Source organism: Streptomyces sp. NPDC002817, from assembly GCF_053592055.1.
Genome location: NZ_JBSFUY010000001.1, coordinates 332843 through 350586, shown reverse-complemented (window position 1 = coordinate 350586; position 17744 = coordinate 332843). Strand labels below are relative to the sequence as shown.

The window sequence follows — 17744 nt, the reverse complement described above, 5'->3', positions numbered from 1 at the left end:
GGTACCGGGGGCCTGTGACAGTGGGGCGTGCGTCAGCGGTCAGGCCGACTGGGACTTCACGTGGGTGAGCACCGTCTCGAAGTCCTCCGTCGGGGAGAACTCCACGAAGTCGCAGTCCTCCAGCGCCTCCGGGACATGGCCGGGCGCCCAGTAGTACGCCTGGCCCGCCTCGTAGGTCTCCGAGCCCGTGGCCGTGCGCATCCGGAGTTTGCCCTTGAGGAGGTAGCCCCAGTGGGGGCACTGGCAGGCGTCGTCGGTCAGACCCTTGAAGGCGGGGCCCATGTCCGTGCCCTGGGGAAGGTGGATGTAGCCGACGGACATGCCGCCGCCGATGGGCATCGTGCGCAGTTCGACCCCGTTGCCCTCCATGGCCACAGGGACGTCGTTGCGTGTCGCCGACGTCATGACTCCTCCGTCTCCGGCCCTCGCGAGGGCCTCGGTGAGATCACTCCGTACCTCCAGCGTGACACCACCGCGGCCGGCACAACATCTGAGCGCCGATCATCACGATCGGATCTCGGGATGCCCGCAGGGTCTTGATTAACCCGCGTGTAATCGATTCCAATCCTCTGCATACGTCGATGTAATCGATTCCACGAGGAGGTGGAGCGGCGATGGCGAGCATCAAGGACGTCGCTGCCGAGGCGGGGGTCTCCGTCGCCACGGTGTCGCGCGTCCTGAACGACCATCCGTCGGTCAGCGAGGACGCACGCACCCGTGTGCTGGCCGCTGTCGAGGCGCTGGGCTACCGCCCGAACGCCGTCGCCCGTTCGCTGCGCACCGACCAGACCCGCACCCTCGGCCTGGTCATCAGCGACGTGATGAACCCGTACTTCACCGAGCTGGCCCGCTCCGTCGAGGAAGCGGCCCGCGCGCTGGGGTACAGCGTCATCATCGGCAACGCCGACGAGCGGCCCGACCTCCAGGATCACCACGTACGGACCCTGCTGGACCGCCGTATCGACGGCCTCCTCGTCTCCCCCACCGACGGCGGCTCCCCGCTGATGCTGGACACCGCGCGCGGGGGGACACCGATGGTCTTCGTGGACCGGTGGATCCCCGGCCTCGATGTGCCCGTCGTCCGCTCCGACGGGCGGGACGCCGTGCGCGATCTCGTCGCGCATCTGCACGCGCTCGGGCACCGACGGCTCGCCATCATCGCGGGGCCCGCCGCCACCACCACCGGTCGCGAACGTGTGGAGGCCTTCAGAGAGGCGCTCCAGGCCCACGGTCTCGAACTCCCCGGCGCCTACATAGGGCAGGGCGACTTCCAGGCCGAGAGCGGGCGCCGGGTCACCGAGGGCTTCCTCGATCTGCCCGAGCCGCCCGAGGTCGTGTTCGCGGCCGACAACCTGATGGCGCTGGGCGCCCTGGACGCCGTACGCGCGCGTGGGCTGCGGGTTCCGCAGGACATGGCGCTCGCCGCGTTCGACGACATCCCCTGGTTCGTGCACACCGATCCGCCGATCACCGCGGTCGCCCAGCCCACGGGCGAGCTGGGCCGCGCCGCCGTGCGCGCACTCGTCGACCGCATCGAGGGACGGCCCCCGCAGTCCGTCACCCTTCCCGCCCGTCTCGTCGTACGCCGCTCGTGCGGCGAGCAGCCGGCTTCCCCCGAGTCGGCACCCGCACAGAACAGGAGCCAGTCGTGAGCAACCAGGACGAGTTGCTGCGCATCGAGGGCATCAGGAAGACCTTCCCCGGCGTGGTCGCGCTGGACGGCGTCGACTTCGATCTGCGCCGCGGCGAGGTGCACGTCCTCCTCGGTGAGAACGGCGCGGGCAAGAGCACCCTCATCAAGATGCTCTCCGGCGCCTACACCCCCGATGGCGGTCGGATCCTGGCCGGTGGCAAGGAGGTGCGCATCCATGGTGCGCAGGACTCCGAGCGCCTCGGGATCGCCACCATCTACCAGGAGTTCAACCTCGTGCCCGACCTCACGGTCGCCGAGAACATCTTCCTGGGCCGCCAGCCGCGCCGCCTCGGCATGATCGACCGGAAGAGGATGGAGGCCGACGCCGAGGTCCTCCTCGCGCGCGTGGGCGTCAATGTCTCGCCACGCGCACGTGTGCGTGAACTCGGCATCGCCCGCCTCCAGATGGTCGAGATCGCCAAGGCGCTGAGTCTGGACACGCGCGTGCTGATCATGGACGAGCCGACCGCCGTGCTCACCTCCGAGGAGGTCGAGAAGCTCTTCGCCATCGTGCGGAAGCTGCGCGAGGACGGCGTGGGCATCGTGTTCATCACCCACCATCTCGAGGAGATCGCCGCCCTCGGCGACCGTGTCACCGTCATCCGCGACGGCAGGTCCGTCGGGCAGGTCCCCGCCTCCACCCCCGAGGACGAGCTCGTACGCCTCATGGTGGGGCGCTCGATCGAGCAGCAGTACCCGCGCGAACAGCCGCAGAAGGGCGCCGCGCTGCTCACCGTCGAGGGGCTCACCCGCGACGGGGCCTTCCGCGACGTCACCTTCGAGGTGCACGCCGGTGAGGTCGTCGGCATCGCCGGGCTCGTCGGCGCCGGTCGTACCGAGGTCGTGCGGGCCGTGTTCGGCGCGGACCCGTACGACAAGGGCACCGTGAAGGTCTCCGGAGCGCCCCTGAAGGGGCACGACGTCAACTCCGCCATGGCGGCCGGCATCGGGCTGATCCCCGAGGACCGCAAGGGCCAGGGGCTCGTCCTGGACGCGTCCGTGGAGGAGAACCTCGGGCTGGTGACGCTGCGTTCGGCCACACGCGCGGGGCTCGTCGATCTCAAGGGCCAACGGGCGGCCGCCGCCCGGATCGCCGAGCAGCTGGGCGTCCGGATGGCCGGACTCCAGCAGCATGTGCGCACGCTCTCCGGCGGCAACCAGCAGAAGGTCGTCATCGGCAAGTGGCTGCTCGCCGACACCAAGGTGCTGATCCTCGACGAGCCGACGCGCGGGATCGACGTCGGCGCCAAGGTCGAGATCTACCAGCTCATCAACGAACTGACGGCCGCGGGTGCCGCCGTCCTCATGATCTCCAGCGATCTGCCCGAGGTGCTCGGCATGAGCGACCGGGTCCTGGTCATGGCCCAGGGCCGGATCGCGGGCGAACTCTCCGCCGACGAGGCCTCGCAGGACGCCGTGATGGCCCTCGCCGTCAGCAACCCCACGAACGAGAAGACCGAAACGGAGGCCACCCGTGGCCACTGACACGCTCAAGAGCACGACGGGCGCGGGTGGCGCCTCGGGGCTTCGCCGCCTGCTCCTCGACAACGGCGCGCTCACCGCGCTGATCGTCCTCGTCATCGCGATGTCGGCGCTGTCCGGCGACTTCCTGACGACGGACAACCTGCTCAACGTCGGCGTCCAGGCGGCCGTGACCGCCATCCTCGCCTTCGGTGTGACCTTCGTGATCGTCTCGGCGGGCATCGACCTGTCGGTCGGCTCGGTCGCCGCCCTCTCCGCCACCGTCCTCGCCTGGAGCGCGACGTCGGAGGGCGTGCCGGTCTTCCTGGCGGTGCTGCTCGCCGTCGCGACCGGCATAGCGTGCGGCCTGGTCAACGGCTTCCTCATCTCGTACGGGAAGCTGCCGCCGTTCATCGCGACGCTCGCCATGCTGTCGGTGGCCCGCGGTCTGTCCCTGGTGATCTCGCAGGGCTCCCCCATCGCCTTCCCCGACTCGGTCTCGCACCTCGGTGACACGCTCGGCGGCTGGCTGCCGGTGCCGGTGCTCGTGATGATCCTGATGGGGCTCATCACCGCGTTCGTGCTGGGCCGGACGTACATCGGCCGCTCGATGTACGCGATCGGCGGCAACGAGGAGGCGGCCCGGCTCTCCGGTCTGCGGGTGAAGAAGCAGAAGCTCGCCATCTACGCCTTCTCCGGTCTGTTCGCCGCCGCCGCGGGCATCGTGCTCGCCTCCCGGCTCTCCTCCGCGCAGCCGCAGGCCGCACAGGGCTACGAGCTCGACGCGATCGCCGCGGTCGTCATCGGCGGTGCCTCACTCGCCGGTGGTACGGGCAAGGCGTCCGGCACGCTGATCGGTGCGCTGATCCTGGCGGTGCTGCGCAACGGGCTCAACCTGCTGTCCGTCTCGGCGTTCTGGCAGCAGGTCGTCATCGGTGTCGTGATCGCGCTCGCCGTGCTCCTCGACACCGTGCGCCGCAAGGCCGGGGCGACCCCGGTGACGGCGAGCGGGGCCGGCAGCAAGGGCAGGCAGGCGGCGACCTACCTGCTCGCCGCCGTGGTCGCGGCGGCGATCGTCGGTGCCACGTCCTTCCTGCACAGCGGCTCCTCGGACGCGGGGAAGTCGCAGAGGATCGGGCTCTCCCTCTCGACGCTCAACAACCCGTTCTTCGTGTCGATCCGTGCCGGTGCGCAGGCCGAGGCCAAGAAGCTGGGCGTGGACCTGACCGTCACGGACGCGCAGAACGACGCCTCGCAGCAGGCCAACCAGCTGGAGAACTTCACCAGTTCGGGGCTCGGCACGATCATCGTCAACCCGGTGGACTCGGACGCGGTGACCCCGGCGGCGAAGGCCGTGAACAAGGCGGACATCCCGCTGGTGGCCGTCGACCGCGCGGTCAACAACGCGACCACCGCCGCGCTCGTCGCCTCCGACAACACCACCGGCGGCAAGCTCGCCGCCAAGTCGCTCGCCGAGAAGCTGGGCGGCAAGGGAAAGATCGTGATCCTCCAGGGCCAGGCCGGCACCTCCGCCAGCCGGGAGCGCGGCGCCGGTTTCGCCGAGGGGCTGAAGGCCTACCCGGGTATCGAGGTCGTCGCCAAGCAGCCGGCCGACTGGGACCGCACCAAGGGCCTGGACGTCATGACCAACCTGCTGCAGGCCAACCCGGACGTCTCCGGTGTCTTCGCGGAGAACGACGAGATGGCGCTCGGCGCGATCAAGGCACTGGGTTCCAAGGCAGGAAAGTCCGTCCAGGTCATCGGCTTCGACGGAACCGACGACGGTCTCAAGGCCGTCAAGGCAGGCACGCTGTACGCATCCGTGGCGCAGCAGCCGTCCGAACTCGGCAGGATCGCCGTGCAGAACGCGGTGAAGGCCGCCGAGGGTGAGAAGGTCGCGAAGTCGGTGATGGTGCCGGTGAAGGTGGTCACGAAGGAGAACGTGGCCGGGTTCACGGGCTGAGACCACAGGGCGGGCGGTTCTCCTACGGGACCGCTCGCCCGAAGTCACTTACCAGGGGAGCAATTTCATGTACGACTACGACCTCCTGGTCGTAGGGTCGGCCAACGCCGACCTGGTGATCGGGGTCGAGCGCCGGCCGGGCGCCGGTGAGACCGTGCTCGGCTCCGACCTGGCCGTCCATCCGGGCGGCAAGGGCGCGAACCAGGCGGTCGCGGCCGCCCGTCTCGGCGCCCGTACGGCCCTGCTGGCCCGGGTCGGCGACGACGCGTACGGCCGGCTGCTGCTGGACTCGCAGCGTTCGTCCGGGGTCGACACGGTGGGTGTCCTGGTCGGCGGTGCGCCGACCGGGGTCGCGCTCATCACGGTGGACCCGTCGGGGGACAACAGCATCGTGGTCTCGCCGGGTGCCAACGGGCGGCTGACGCCTCAGGACGTACGGGCCGCGGGCAGCCTCTTCCACGCCTCGCGGGTGATCTCCGTGCAGTTGGAGATCCCGCTGGAGACGGTCGTGGAGGTGGTACGGAATCTGGCGCCGGACAGCCGTTTCGTGCTGAACCCGTCGCCGCCGCGGCCGCTGCCGACGGAGGTGCTGGCCGCCTGCGATCCGCTGATCGTCAACGAGCACGAGGCGAAGGTCATCCTCGGTGACTCCCGGGTCGGGGAGGAGCCGGAGGACTGGGCGCGGATCCTGCTGGCGAAGGGGCCGCGGTCGGTGGTGGTGACGCTGGGGTCGCAGGGTGCGCTGGTGGCCTCCAGGGAAGGGGTGACCCGGGTGGCGCCGGTCAAGGTGGACGCGGTGGACACGACCGGTGCGGGCGACGCGTTCACGGCGGCGCTGGCGTACCGGCTCGGTGCCGGTGCCTCCCTGGCCGAGGCCGCGGCGTACGCGGCGCGGGTCGGAGCGGCCGCCGTCACGAAGGAAGGCGCTCAGGCATCCTTCCCGACCGCGGCGGAGGTCGACGCCCTGTGAAGAAGGCGGGAATCCTGAACCGTCATCTCTCCGGCGCGCTCGCCGAGCTGGGGCACGGTGACGGGGTGCTGGTCTGTGATGCCGGTATGCCGATACCGGACGGCCCCCGAGTCGTCGACCTCGCCTTCCGGGCCGGGGTGCCGTCGTTCGCCGAGGTGGTGGACGGGCTGCTGGCCGAGCTGGTGGTGGAGGTGGCCACGGTGGCGACGGAGGTGCGGGACGCGAATCCGGCGGCGGCGAAGCTGCTGGACGGGCACTTCGGCGAAGGTGGTCTGGAGTTCGTCTCGCACGAGCGGCTGAAGGAGCTGTCGGCGGGTGCCCGGCTGGTCGTGCGGACCGGCGAAGCACGGCCGTACGCGAACGTGCTGCTGCGCTGCGGGGTGTTCTTCTAGCCGTACGAGCTTCGTTGCAGCCGTACAAACTTCGAGGGGGCCTGGTCCGTCGACCAGGCCCCCTCGGGTTTTCCCCTCCGTATCAGAACCCCCGCGATCCCCCCAGATCCCCTCCCCAGAAGTCCTGATGCCAAGTACGACCCGCGAGGTGGGGGAAGGGTTGCACGGCATCTGAAGTTTTTTTCCGGCGCATCTCGCGGAGGGGTCAAGACGCCGCAGGGCCGCGTTTCAGGTAGCGCACCAGGACGTCCGGCTGCTCCCGGTCCTCATCGCGGGTACCGGCTGTCTGACGGGCCAGTGGCTGTGGATGGACACCGAGGCCGGAAACGGGTTCTACGGCTATCTGACCGCCGGACTGCTCGAGTGGGGCTCTACGGCAGCGCCGGCGGCGTAGGCCGTCCCGAAAGCCGCGGGCACGTGTACCGGACCGTCGTCGCCATCACCTTCGGGGTGGGCCTCAAGGCGGCGATCATCGCAGGGGGCTCTGGCTGGCCTTGTCCCTGAGCCAGCAGAACGGCATCACGGCTGTCACTCTCGCGCTGCTCCTGGAACCCGCTCTACCGGAGGCGGTCGCCATCGTCGCCCCGGCGATCCTCGTCGTGAACCTGTCTGCATCTGGGGTCCAACGCGGTGCCGGCCCGAATCCGGCTGTTGCGCGTGGGCGGACCCGCGGGCAGACAGGACAGGCACCGCCAGACCGGAGACCTCGGGCGGGCACACACCAGGGGCCCTGGGCGCAGGCAAGGAACCACCCACGCCCAGGGCCTCCTGAGCAAACCGCGGCCGTCAGGCCGTGTGCGCCACGAACCGCTCCGCCGTCTCCGCCAGCACCTCGCGTCCGTCCCGCGCCCACAGCCCGTCGTTGAAGAGCTCCACCTCGATGGCACCGGTGTAGCCGGCCGCCTCGACGTAGCCCTGCCACTCGCGCATGTCGATCGCGCCGTCGCCGATCTGGCCGCGGCCGTTGAGGACACCCTCGGGCAGCGGGGTGGTCCAGTCGGCGAGCTGGAAGGTGTGGATACGGCCGGAGGCGCCCGCGCGGGCGATCTGCGCGGGAGCGTTGTCGTCCCACCAGATGTGGTACGTGTCGACCGTGACGCCGACCTGGTGCGCGGGGAAGCGTTCCGCGAGGTCCAGCGCCTGCGTGAGCGTGGAGACCACGCAGCGGTCGGAGGCGTACATCGGGTGGAGCGGCTCGATGGCCAGCTTCACGCCGCGCTCCTCCGCGTACGGGCCCAGGACCGCGAGGGCGTCCGCGATGCGTTCACGGGCGCCGTGCAGGTCCTTGGAGCCGGCCGGCAGGCCGCCGGAGACCAGGACCAGGGTGTCCGTGCCGAGCGTCGCCGCCTCGTCGACGGCACGGCGGTTGTCGTCCAGGGCCGCGGCGCGCTCCCCCGCGTCGATGGCCGTGAAGAAGCCGCCACGGCACAGCGTGGTGACGGTCAGACCCGCGTCGCGGACCAGCTTGGCCGTCGCCTCCAGGCCGTACGTCTGGACGGGCTCCCGCCACAGACCGACGTTGACGATGCCCAACCGGCCGCAGGCGTCGGCCAGTTCCGGCATCGACAGCTGCTTGACCGTCATCTGGTTGATGGAGAAGCGGGAGAGGTCGCCGGTCACTGGTTCACTCCGTACAGGGACAGCAGGTTCTTCATCCGCTCCTCCGCCAGCTTCGGGTCCGGGAACAGGCCCAGTCCGTCGGCGAGTTCGTAGGCGCGGGCGAAGTGCGGCAGCGAGCGGGCCGACTGGAGGCCGCCGACCATGGTGAAGTGGCTCTGGTGGCCCGCGAGCCAGGCCAGGAACACCACGCCCGTCTTGTAGAAGCGGGTCGGCGTCTGGAAGAGGTGGCGGGACAACTCGACGGTGGGGTCGAGGAGTTCGCGGAAGCCTGCCGCGTTGCCCGTGTCCAGGACGCGTACCGCCTCGGCCGCCAGCGGGCCCAGCGGGTCGAAGATGCCGAGCAGGGCGTGACTGAAGCCCTTCTCGTCGCCCGCGATCAGCTCGGGGTAGTTGAAGTCGTCGCCGGTGTAGCAGCGGACGCCCTGCGGCAGGCGCCGGCGGATGTCGATCTCGCGCTGGGCGTCGAGGAGCGAGACCTTGATGCCGTCGACCTTGTCCGGGTGGGCCGCGATGACCTCCAGGAAGGTGTCGGTCGCCGCGTCCAGGTCGGACGAGCCCCAGTAGCCCTCGAGGGCCGGGTCGAACATCGGGCCCAGCCAGTGCAGGACGACCGGCTCGGAGGCCTGGCGGAGCAGATGGCCGTAGACCTCGAGGTAGTCCTCGGGACCCTGGGCCGCGGCGGCGAGGGCGCGGGAGGCCATCAGGATCGACTGCGCGCCGGACGCCTCGACGAGGGCGAGCTGCTCCTCGTAGGCCGCACGGACCTCGGCCAGTGAACCGGCCGCGATCTGGTCGGTGCCGACGCCGCACGCGATCCGGCCGCCGACCGTCTTGGCCTCGGCGGCGCTGCGGCGGATCAGCTCGGCCGCGCCCGCCCAGTCCAGGCCCATCCCGCGCTGGGCGGTGTCCATCGCCTCGGCGACGCCGAGCCCGTGGGACCACAGGTGGCGGCGGAAGGCGAGGGTGGCGTCCCAGTCGATCGCGGCGGGCGAGTCGGGGGTGGTGTCGGCGAACGGGTCGGCGACGACATGGGCCGCCGAGAACACCGTACGAGAGGTGAGGGGGGAACCCGTGGTGAGGGCGAGTGGCTCCTGGCGGGGCTCGTACGCCCTCAAGTTCCCACTGGTGTCGGGGAGTCGGATGGTCACAGCGCGATCTCCGGGACATCGAGGCGGCGGCCCTCGGCCGAGGACTTCAGACCCAGCTCGGCGAGCTGGACGCCACGGGCGCCGGCGAGGAGGTCCCAGTGGTAGGGGGCGTCGGCGTAGACGTGCCGGAGGAACAGCTCCCACTGGGCCTTGAAGCCGTTGTCGAACTCGGCGTTGTCCGGGACCTCCTGCCACTGGTCGCGGAAGACCTCGGTGGCGGGGATGTCCGGGTTCCAGACCGGCTTCGGGGTGGCCGAGCGGTGCTGGGCGCGGCAGTTGCGCAGACCGGCGACGGCCGAGCCCTCGGTGCCGTCCACCTGGAACTCCACGAGCTCGTCGCGGTTGACGCGGACGGTCCAGGAGGAGTTGATCTGGGCGATCGCGCCGCCGTCGAGCTCGAAGATGCCGTAGGCGGCGTCGTCGGCCGTCGCGTCGTACGGCTTGTCGTTCTCGTCCCAGCGCTGCGGGATGTGGGTGGCGGTGAGGGCCTGGACGGACTTCACCCGGCCGAACAGCTCGTGGAGGACATACTCCCAGTGCGGGAACATGTCGACAACGATGCCACCGCCGTCCTCGGCGCGGTAGTTCCACGAGGGGCGCTGGGCGGCCTGCCAGTCGCCCTCGAAGACCCAGTAGCCGAACTCGCCGCGGATCGAGAGGATCCGGCCGAAGAAGCCGCCGTCGATGAGGCGCTTCAGCTTGAGCAGGCCCGGGAGGAAGAGCTTGTCCTGGACGACGCCGTGCTTGATGCCGGCGGCGTTGGCGAGCCTGGCCAGCTCCAGGGCGCCGTCCAGGCCGGTGGCGGTCGGCTTCTCGGTGTAGATGTGCTTGCCCGCCGCGATCGCCTTCTTGAGCGCCTCCTCGCGGGCCGAGGTCACCTGGGCGTCGAAGTAGATGTCCACGGTCTCGTCGGCGAGGACCTCGTCGACGTCCGTGGCCCAGTGCTCCAGGCCGTGCTGCTCGGCCATCGCCTTCAGCGCGTGCTCGCGGCGGCCGACCAGGATCGGCTCCGGCCACAGCACGGTGCCGTCGCCGAGGTCGAGGCCACCCTGCTCGCGGAGCGCGAGGATGGAGCGGACCAGGTGCTGGCGGTAGCCCATGCGCCCGGTCACACCGTTCATGGCGATACGCACCGTCTTGCGTGTCACGTCGATCCCTTCGTAGGCGTCGTGCGCAGCATTCCCTGCGCATTCCGTACGCGGTTGTGCGCGCCGCGTACGCCTCCACTGATGAGCGTCACAGCAAGCGCTTTCTATCTGATGAGAAGCTAGCCTCTGAGCAGCGGTTCGGACAAGACCGTGACCGCTTCGAGTTGTTCGAGGGGACGAACAACGGGGCGTGGGGGCCTTAGGGTCTGCTCGGAACCATGACTGACTGTGCGGCGTCTGTGCAGCCGCACAGTCCTGCGTGGCTGACTGTGCGGGGACGGGCGCGGAGCCCGAGTACGACGAGGTACGACGATGCGCGACCGGAGGACGACGAGATGACGGTGACCCTGGCGGACGTGGCGGCGCGCGCGCAGGTCTCGCCCGCGACGGTGTCGCGCGTGCTGAACGGGAACTATCCCGTGGCCGCGACCACCCGTGAGCGGGTGCTGCGGGCCGTGGACGAACTGGACTACGTACTGAACGGGCCCGCGAGTGCGCTGGCCGCGGCGACGTCCGACCTCGTCGGGATTCTCGTCAACGACATCGCGGACCCCTTCTTCGGGATCATGGCGAGCGCGATCCAGTCCGAGATCGGCGGTCCGGGCGGACGCGCGGGCGGCGAACGGCTGGCGGTGACCTGCAACACCGGGGGTTCTCCGGAGCGTGAGCTGACGTATCTGACCCTGCTGCAGAGACAGCGGGCGGCGGCCGTGGTGCTGACGGGCGGTGCGGTGGAGGACAAGCCGCACGCGGCGGCGGTCGCCGCGAAGTTGCGGAGGCTGGAGGACGCCGGGACGCGGGTGGTGCTGTGCGGGCGGCCGCCGGCGCCGGAGACCGGGGCGATCGCGCTGACCTTCGACAACCGTGGGGGCGGGCGGGAGCTGACGGAGCATCTGCTCGGGCTCGGGCATCGGCGGCTCGGGTACATCGCGGGGCCGGAGGAGCGGACGACCACCCGGGATCGGCTGGAGGGGCACCGGGTCGCGCTCGCGGACGCGGGGATCTCCGAGGATCCGCGGTGGACCGTGCACGGGCGGTACGACCGGCGGTCCGGGTACGAGGCGACGCTGGAGTTGTTGCGGCGGGATCCGTCTCTCACGGCGGTGGTGGCGGCGAACGACTCCGTCGCGCTGGGGGCGTGCGCTGCCCTGCGGGACTCCGGGCTGCGGATTCCGGATGATGTGTCCGTCGCCGGGTTCGATGATCTGCCGTTCAGTATCGATGCGGTGCCTGCGTTGACGACGGTGCGGTTGCCGTTGGCGGAGGCGGGGGCTCGGGCGGGGCGGATCGCCATGGGGCGGGAGGAGGCGCCGCCCGGGGGGATCGCTGTGATTCGGGGGGAGTTGATGGTGCGGGGGTCTACTGGGGGGCCGCGGGGCTGAGGTCTTTGGGGGGCTCGGCGCTGGGGGTACGGCGCTGGCGGTGCCCTCGACTGTTTTCGCCCCCGCCGCCCTTACCCATTCCCGTCCTCCAGGGACTGCCGCCCCTTCGACCCCGCTCCCAGGGGGCTCCGCCCCCTGGACCCCCGTCGGCCCGAAGGGCCTCGACCTCAAACGCCGGACGGGCTGAACGATGCGGGTGGGGAATCGGGACGGCAGACCCTCGTCCTCGAACGCAGCGCGGGCTGAGGGGTGTGGTCGTCGGGGATCAGGACGGTACGTCCTCGTCCTGTGCCTGCGGGCCGAGCCCCGGCCGTATTCGGCGTCCTGTTGTATGACTTGGGCGTGGAAGACGATCGGCGGATTCTCGACTTGTTGGATGCTCTGGACCGTTTGCCGGGGCCAGCGCACCTTGAGTTTCCCGATGGGTACGACCATGAGCGGGCCGGGTTCATGAGGAGCGTGCTGCTTGATCGGCTGAGTCGGGAGTTCGGGCAGCCGTGCGGTGGTGTGGCGCGGCAGGATGCCAGTGCGTACTTCGGCATCCACGTCCCCGCCGCGGCGACCGGGGCCGGTGTGGCCCTCAGTGTCGATCTCAGCAACTTCGGAGACCTGGCCCTTGTCACCGCCGCCGACGGCGTGACGGAATGCGCGCTCACCGAGGCCGAGCGGCGGATCATCGAGTCGGCGCTGTCCGATCTCGGGTATGTGTGTGTTCCGCGGCGGCTGTTGCTGCGGCCGTACGACGGGGTGAGCGACCTGGCCGGCTGGTATCCCGAAGTCGACTGGGACGGGAGCCCGAACGATCCGGTCACATGGGAGACCCGGTTCTTCTCCTACCTGTGAGGGGTGAGGCATTCCGTGTCTGTGTACGCGTACGCGATCCTCCGCCGCACCACACCCTGCCCCGAATGCCGCTCCCCCGCCGACTGGGTCGGAGTGCAGGCCCTCGTCGGTGACTCCTTGCGGTGGGACGTCGAAGTGACCTGCCCCGCCTGCCTGTTTGCCGTCGCCGACTGTGGGGGCGACCTGTCGGACGACGTACGGGAACAGCTTCTCGCCGAGCACGGGGCCGCCGTGCTGCGGCTGCGGGCGCCCGCGCATCGGGGCACCGTGCTGCGTGTTCTGCGTGCCGCGCTCGGGCTCGAACTCGTGGATGCCAAGGGCGCGTTGGAGCAGGTCTGGGGCGGGGCGTACGTGGGGACTCAGCCCGAGGTGGAGCTTCTCGCACGCAGGCTGCGGGAGGCCGGGGTCGATGCGGTTGCCTCCGTGACCCCGTAGGAACGGCGAGCGTCACGCGGCCAGGCGGGGCACGGGACGGCGGGTCGCCAGCCATACCCCGGCGCCCTCGGCGAACGGGACCTGGTGCGGGGTGCGGAAGCCCAGCGGGCGCAGTGGGTCCATGTGGCGGGGCGAGAGGGTGACCGCGACCGCGTCGGCGGCCTCCTCGTCGACGGTGTGCAGGCCCGGGGACAGCAGGTCGGACACCACCCGGCGGTCCCAGGCCTCCGAGTCGTCCGGTGTGCAGACGGTGACCACGGTCCAGTGCGGCGCGTCGGGCTTGGCTCGCTTCAGTGCGGTCGGCAGGACCGGTTCCTGCGGCAGCGGGGCGGTGAGTTCGCGGGCGAAGAGGCCGCTGAAGCGGGTGTGCGGGGACTCGGTGCCGGGCGGCAGCCACACGGCGGCCGCGAGAAGGGTGCCGTCCGCGCGCTCGGCCACCCAGACCTGGCCCTCCTCGAGCGCGTAGTGGGCCAGCATCAGCCGCATGGCGCGCTGTGCCTGGTCCCAGTCCACGGCGGAGTGTTCGGGCACCGCGAACAGGCGCACCACGGCGGGCACGTCCACGAGTCCCGCCCTGCGTACGGCGGTCCGAGGGGGCATCTGCAGGATCGTCATCTTCGGGTTCTGCCTCTCACATGGCCCGGCTCGCGCCGGTCAGTTCGACGGACACGGGGAGGGGGCGCGGGGGTCCGGTGCGCACCGGCGGGGCGGGGACGGGGAGCGTCGGCCGCGCCTGGCCGGAGTCCTGTTCGGGGTGCGGGCTGCCGAGCAGCACCGGGCGGGGCGGCCCCACCCGGTCGTCGTCCAGTGCGGCGGCCCCAGACCCACCGGCCTCAGATCCACCGGCCAAGACGGGGCGAGCCCGCCGCGCCCGGTCGACGTCTAGCCCGGCGGCCTCAGGCCCACCGATCAGGACGGGTCGCACCGACCCCACCCGGTCGACGCCCTGCCCGGCAGCCTCCGACCCACCGACCAACACGGGCCGCACCGACCCCACCCGGTCGACGCCCTGCCGAGCCACAGACCGACCGGCCGAGGCAGCGGGCAACCGCCCCACCCGGCCGACGCCCTGACCAACCCCAGATCCACCGACCAGGACGGACCGCGCCCGCCGCACCCGGCCGACGCCCTGACCAGCGGCCCCAGACCCGCCGACCAGGACGGGCCGAGCCCGCCGCACCCGACCGACACCCTGCCCGGCCGCAGACCGACCGACCAGGGCGAGGCGAGCCGGCCGTACCCGGTCGGTGTCCTGTTCCGCCTCGGGGGCGCCGGTCGGGACCGGGCGGCGCGTCGGGTTCGCCCGGTCGGCGGCCGGTGTGGTCTCCGGGCGGCTGAGGAGTGTCACGCCGTGCACGGCGGCCGCGGCGGCGGTGAGGGCGAGGAGGGTGCCTGTGGTGCCGTAGCGGAAGCCCTCGCCGAGCAGGGTGATGCCGATGGCGGCCGCGGTGACGGGATTGACGAGGGTGAGCAGGGCGAGGGGGCCGCCGAGTCCGTGGCGGTAGGCCTTCTGGGAGAGCAGCAGGCCGCCCACCGCGAAGGCGACCGTCAGGAGCGCCACCAGCGCCGTGCTCCAGGAGAGCGTCGGGCCGACCGCCAGCTTCTGCGCCAGCGTGGAGCCGACCCCGGAGGCGATGCCGGACGCGGCGGCGACCGCGAGGCCGCCGCGGGCCGAGAGCATCGCGACGACCGGGGCGGCGACGAGTGCCACCAGGAGGACCTCGGTGGTGCTCAGGGTGTCCCCGTGTCCCGAGGCCGTGACGGCCAGCAGGGTCGTCAGTCCTACGAGGGTGAAGGCCATGCCGTTCCACTGCGTGCCCGAGGTCCGGCGGCCCGAGACCAGTGAGCCCAGCGGTACCGCGAGCACGAGGCTCAGCGCGCCGAGCGGCTGCACCAGGGTCAGCGGTCCGTAGCGCAGGGCGACCACGTGCAGCAGCGCACCGGAGGCGTTGAGGAGCACGGACCCCCACCACGCGCCGCGGGCCAGCGCCCCGCGCACGCTCGTGGTCCCGGCGGCGGTCCGCGCCTGGACGACCGCGGCCGCCGCGTAGCAGATCGCCGAGACCAGGGAGAGGACCACGGCCAGGAACACCGGAGAACCTGTCATCGCGGTCCACCTCCCCATCTGTCGACGTCGATACGAAACGGTTTCGTACCGACAGATTACGAGAGGGCTTAACGAAACGCAAGCGTTTCTCTAGTTGCACCGGATTTCCGACACGAACCTCATCGCATCGCGACGAATCCGAACAGCTCCGGGACCCCACCCGGCCCGATCTCGACGGTCCGCTCCAGTCGCAGCCCCGCCGACACCACGGCGTTCAGGAGATCGGCCAGCGGGATGTGCCAGGCCCCCACCCGGGCCCGTACACCGGCGGGGTTCCAGGAGTCGAGGGTGCGGTTCCGGTCGGCGTACCGCTCGTCCAGCACCACCCGCCCCCGCTCCCGCCAGTCGGCGAACGCGCCGACGAAGCAGGGGTGCACGCCCAGGTGCACGAACCGTCCGCCGGGCGCCAGCACCCGGGCGATCTCCCGCAGGACGGCCGCGTAGTCGGGGACGTCCGTGCTCGCCAGCACACACATCGCGGCGGGCACCGAGGCGTCGGCCAGCGGCAGTGCCGTCGCGTCGGCGACCGCGACCGGCAGCCGGCCGGCCGCGTGGCGGAGCTGGCCGCCGGAGAGGTCGACGCCGAACGGGGTCCGGCCGAGGTCAGCCGCCACGGACGCATGGGCGCCGGTGCCGCAGCAGACGTCCAGACAGATCCCCTCGCCGGGGCCCAGCAGCTCCCTCAGCGTCGCGTGCACCCGGGCGAAGTACTCTCCGCCCGAGGTCGGCGACATGTAGTGGTTGTACCAGTCCGCGTGGGCGTCGTACGCCGGTGTGGTCGTCGTCATGCTCTAGAGGCTGGGAACAACTCCCCTGCCACAAACTCCCGTTCGCTCACGGCGTCGACCGCGAGCCCCGGTCGACCGCGAGCCCCGCAGGGAATCTCCCGGGGCGCACCGATGAGTTCCGCGCCCCGCCCCGGTCTCCCCTGCCGTAACCGACCGCGCCAGCGACAGGAGCGACTCCCATGCCGATCGTCATCACCTCCTTCATCAGCCTCGACGGTGTCGTCCAGGCCCCCGGCGGCCCCGAGGAGGACACCGACGGCGGCTTCGCGCACGGTGGCTGGACGCACGACTACTTCGACCCGGAGGTCGTCGGCGGCGCCTTCGACTCGGCGCTGCGGACGGCGGACGCGCTGCTGTTCGGGCGGCGCACCTGGCAGGCGATGGCGGGGGCGTGGCCGGAGCGGGCCGGGGACCCCTTCGCGGACCGGATGAACTCCATCAAGAAGTACGTGGTGACCGACACCCTCGCCGACTCCGACCTGACCTGGGACAACACCACCCGCGTCCCCGGCACCGAGGCCGTCGCCCACCTCCGCAAGCTGAGCGAGAACGAGGGCGGCAACCTGCTGGTCATGGGCAGCCCCTCCCTCGCCCGCACCCTGCTGCACGAGGGGCTCGTCGACGAGCTGCGGCTCATCGTGATGCCGGTTCTCCTGGGCGGCGGCAAGTCGGTCTTCCCGACCGAGGGGGCCAAGCACGCCTTCGAACTGGTCTCGACGGCCACCGCGCCGACGGGGGCGCAGGTCAGCGTGTACCGCCGGGCGTGACTCTGGACGGAGGTACGGGGCCGTCCTACGGTATCCCTGACTGAGTCAACCATTTGGGGGTTGACGAAGGGGTCGAGGAGGGTACCGACGATCATGACCGTGCAGGACATCCGCGCCTTCAACCGCTTCTACACCAACGTCATCGGCGCCCTCGACTACAGCCGTCAGCTGTACGCCCCGTACACCCTCACCGAGTCCCGCGTCCTGTACGAGCTCGCGCATTCCCCGCGTACGGACGCGGCGGACCTGCGGGGTGAACTCTCCCTGGACGCGGGCTACTTGAGCCGGATCCTCAACAAGTTCGAGCAGGACGGGCTGATCGAACGCACCCCGTCGCGCCGCGACCCGCGTCGCAGGCGCGTCACCCTCACGGCGCGGGGGCGGGAGACCGCCGCCCTCCTCGCCGAGCGCGCGGACGAATCCGTGGGCGCGCTGCTCGCCACGGTCCCGTCCGCCGACCGTCCCCGTCTCGCCGAGGCCATGCGGACCGTCCGCAAGCTCCTCTCCGACGGCCGCCCGCCCCGCCGCGAGGACGTCCTGCTGCGCGACCCGGGCCCGGGCGACCTGGGCTGGATCGTGCAGCGCAACGCCGCGCTCTACACCGCGGAGCACGGCTTCAACGCCGACTACGAGGGGCTGGTGGCCCGGATCGTCGCCGACTTCGCGGAGGACCACGACCCGCACCTGGAGCGGGTGTCGATCGCGGAGCTCGACGGCAGGCCGGTGGGCTGTGTGATGTGCGTACGGGACGAGGCACCCGGCACGGCCAGGCTGCGCCTGCTGCTGGTCGAGCCCGACGCGCGCGGCCTCGGCATCGGCGACCGGCTCGTCTCGGCCGTCGTCGACTTCGCGCGCGGCGTCGGCTACCGCGACATGGTCCTGTGGACCAACGACATCCTCGCCTCCGCCCGCCGCATCTACCAGCGCCACGGCTTCGTCCTCCTCGCCGAGAAACCGCACCGCTCCTTCGGCAAGGACCTGGTCGGCCAGGACTGGCGCCTGGATCTGCACGCCACGCAGGAGTGAC

The 17744-nt window shown here is 71.2% G+C and carries 17 protein-coding genes; 10 read left to right on the top strand and 7 right to left on the bottom strand.

The window, feature by feature from the left end:
* Positions 1–39: 39 nt before the first annotated feature.
* Positions 40–405: a cupin domain-containing protein gene (locus ACWD3I_RS01575; protein WP_365394263.1), complete on the bottom strand. Its 366-nt coding sequence runs from the start codon at positions 403–405 to the stop codon at positions 40–42.
* Between the two features lie 209 nt (positions 406–614).
* On the opposite strand from ACWD3I_RS01575, the gene ACWD3I_RS01570 reads away from it, so the two are divergent.
* From ACWD3I_RS01570 to rbsD, 5 genes are all read left to right on the top strand, one after another.
* On the top strand, positions 615–1652 hold the full coding sequence (locus tag ACWD3I_RS01570) for a LacI family DNA-binding transcriptional regulator (RefSeq protein ID WP_365394262.1): 1038 nt from the start codon (positions 615–617) through the stop codon (positions 1650–1652).
* Positions 1649–3178: a sugar ABC transporter ATP-binding protein gene (locus ACWD3I_RS01565; RefSeq protein ID WP_365394261.1), complete on the top strand. Its 1530-nt coding sequence runs from the start codon at positions 1649–1651 to the stop codon at positions 3176–3178. The genes ACWD3I_RS01570 and ACWD3I_RS01565 overlap by 4 nt, the downstream gene beginning before the upstream one ends.
* The gene (locus ACWD3I_RS01560) at positions 3168–5117 is read left to right on the top strand and encodes an ABC transporter permease/substrate-binding protein (RefSeq protein ID WP_365394260.1); all 1950 of its coding nucleotides are present in this window, start codon (positions 3168–3170) and stop codon (positions 5115–5117) included. The genes ACWD3I_RS01565 and ACWD3I_RS01560 overlap by 11 nt, the downstream gene beginning before the upstream one ends.
* 67 nt (positions 5118–5184) lie before the next feature.
* A complete protein-coding gene (locus ACWD3I_RS01555; RefSeq protein WP_365394259.1) occupies positions 5185–6087 on the top strand; it encodes a ribokinase in 903 nt (300 codons plus the stop codon).
* Positions 6084–6479 (top strand): D-ribose pyranase, encoded by a 396-nt coding sequence (gene rbsD / locus ACWD3I_RS01550; protein WP_365394258.1) that lies wholly within the window; start codon positions 6084–6086, stop codon positions 6477–6479. The genes ACWD3I_RS01555 and rbsD overlap by 4 nt, the downstream gene beginning before the upstream one ends.
* A 786-nt stretch (positions 6480–7265) precedes the next feature.
* On the opposite strand, the gene ACWD3I_RS01545 is transcribed toward rbsD, so the two are convergent.
* From ACWD3I_RS01545 to ACWD3I_RS01535, 3 genes are read right to left on the bottom strand one after another with little or no spacing between them, the layout of a single operon-like run.
* Positions 7266–8063: a sugar phosphate isomerase/epimerase family protein gene (locus tag ACWD3I_RS01545; RefSeq protein WP_365394394.1), complete on the bottom strand. Its 798-nt coding sequence runs from the start codon at positions 8061–8063 to the stop codon at positions 7266–7268.
* A 32-nt stretch (positions 8064–8095) separates the two neighbouring features.
* Entirely contained in the window at positions 8096–9247 is a 1152-nt protein-coding gene (locus tag ACWD3I_RS01540) for a dihydrodipicolinate synthase family protein (RefSeq protein WP_365394257.1), read from the bottom strand.
* The gene (locus tag ACWD3I_RS01535; RefSeq protein WP_365394256.1) at positions 9244–10395 is read right to left on the bottom strand and encodes a Gfo/Idh/MocA family protein; all 1152 of its coding nucleotides are present in this window, start codon (positions 10393–10395) and stop codon (positions 9244–9246) included. The genes ACWD3I_RS01540 and ACWD3I_RS01535 overlap by 4 nt, the downstream gene beginning before the upstream one ends.
* Positions 10396–10730: 335 nt before the next feature.
* Here ACWD3I_RS01535 and ACWD3I_RS01530 point away from each other — a divergent pair, with 335 nt between their 5' ends.
* The 3 genes from ACWD3I_RS01530 to ACWD3I_RS01520 all read left to right on the top strand — a co-directional run bounded on the left by ACWD3I_RS01530 (position 10731) and on the right by ACWD3I_RS01520 (position 13055).
* Positions 10731–11777: a LacI family DNA-binding transcriptional regulator gene (locus ACWD3I_RS01530; protein ID WP_365394255.1), complete on the top strand. Its 1047-nt coding sequence runs from the start codon at positions 10731–10733 to the stop codon at positions 11775–11777.
* A gap of 342 nt (positions 11778–12119) precedes the next feature.
* Positions 12120–12620, top strand: a complete 501-nt coding sequence (locus ACWD3I_RS01525; RefSeq protein ID WP_365413043.1) for a hypothetical protein — start codon at positions 12120–12122, stop codon at positions 12618–12620.
* A gap of 15 nt (positions 12621–12635) precedes the next feature.
* A complete protein-coding gene (locus ACWD3I_RS01520) occupies positions 12636–13055 on the top strand; it encodes a hypothetical protein (RefSeq protein WP_365413045.1) in 420 nt (139 codons plus the stop codon).
* 12 nt (positions 13056–13067) lie between these two features.
* Here ACWD3I_RS01520 and ACWD3I_RS01515 read toward each other — a convergent pair whose 3' ends face one another.
* From ACWD3I_RS01515 to ACWD3I_RS01505, 3 genes are all read right to left on the bottom strand, one after another.
* A complete protein-coding gene (locus tag ACWD3I_RS01515) occupies positions 13068–13655 on the bottom strand; it encodes a hypothetical protein (protein ID WP_451084006.1) in 588 nt (195 codons plus the stop codon).
* A 31-nt stretch (positions 13656–13686) separates the two neighbouring features.
* Positions 13687–15162: a DMT family protein gene (locus ACWD3I_RS01510; protein WP_365413049.1), complete on the bottom strand. Its 1476-nt coding sequence runs from the start codon at positions 15160–15162 to the stop codon at positions 13687–13689.
* A 119-nt stretch (positions 15163–15281) separates the two neighbouring features.
* Positions 15282–15950, bottom strand: a complete 669-nt coding sequence (locus ACWD3I_RS01505; RefSeq protein WP_365413051.1) for a class I SAM-dependent methyltransferase — start codon at positions 15948–15950, stop codon at positions 15282–15284.
* Between the two features lie 179 nt (positions 15951–16129).
* Between ACWD3I_RS01505 and ACWD3I_RS01500 the strand changes: the two genes are divergently transcribed.
* Both ACWD3I_RS01500 and ACWD3I_RS01495 read left to right on the top strand, forming a co-directional pair.
* Positions 16130–16717 carry a dihydrofolate reductase family protein gene (locus ACWD3I_RS01500; protein ID WP_365413053.1) on the top strand — a complete coding sequence of 196 codons (588 nt, stop codon included), beginning with the start codon at positions 16130–16132 and terminating at the stop codon, positions 16715–16717.
* A 93-nt stretch (positions 16718–16810) separates the two neighbouring features.
* A complete protein-coding gene (locus tag ACWD3I_RS01495; protein ID WP_365413055.1) occupies positions 16811–17743 on the top strand; it encodes a bifunctional helix-turn-helix transcriptional regulator/GNAT family N-acetyltransferase in 933 nt (310 codons plus the stop codon).
* Position 17744 lies beyond the last annotated feature (1 nt).

Bases quoted from the DNA above. Each gene is read 5' to 3' on its own strand.
- ACWD3I_RS01570 (WP_365394262.1), top strand. From the start codon at position 615: ATGGCGAGCATCAAGGACGTCGCTGCCGAGGCGGGGGTCTCCGTCGCC.
- ACWD3I_RS01500 (WP_365413053.1), top strand. From the start codon at position 16,130: ATGCCGATCGTCATCACCTCCTTCATCAGCCTCGACGGTGTCGTCCAG.
- ACWD3I_RS01545 (WP_365394394.1), bottom strand. From the start codon at position 8,063: ATGACGGTCAAGCAGCTGTCGATGCCGGAACTGGCCGACGCCTGCGGC.
- ACWD3I_RS01555 (WP_365394259.1), top strand. From the start codon at position 5,185: ATGTACGACTACGACCTCCTGGTCGTAGGGTCGGCCAACGCCGACCTG.
- ACWD3I_RS01495 (WP_365413055.1), top strand. From the start codon at position 16,811: ATGACCGTGCAGGACATCCGCGCCTTCAACCGCTTCTACACCAACGTC.
- ACWD3I_RS01505 (WP_365413051.1), bottom strand. From the start codon at position 15,950: ATGACGACGACCACACCGGCGTACGACGCCCACGCGGACTGGTACAAC.
- ACWD3I_RS01530 (WP_365394255.1), top strand. From the start codon at position 10,731: ATGACGGTGACCCTGGCGGACGTGGCGGCGCGCGCGCAGGTCTCGCCC.
- ACWD3I_RS01575 (WP_365394263.1), bottom strand. From the start codon at position 405: ATGACGTCGGCGACACGCAACGACGTCCCTGTGGCCATGGAGGGCAAC.
- ACWD3I_RS01515 (WP_451084006.1), bottom strand. From the start codon at position 13,655: ATGCCCCCTCGGACCGCCGTACGCAGGGCGGGACTCGTGGACGTGCCC.
- ACWD3I_RS01510 (WP_365413049.1), bottom strand. From the start codon at position 15,162: ATGACAGGTTCTCCGGTGTTCCTGGCCGTGGTCCTCTCCCTGGTCTCG.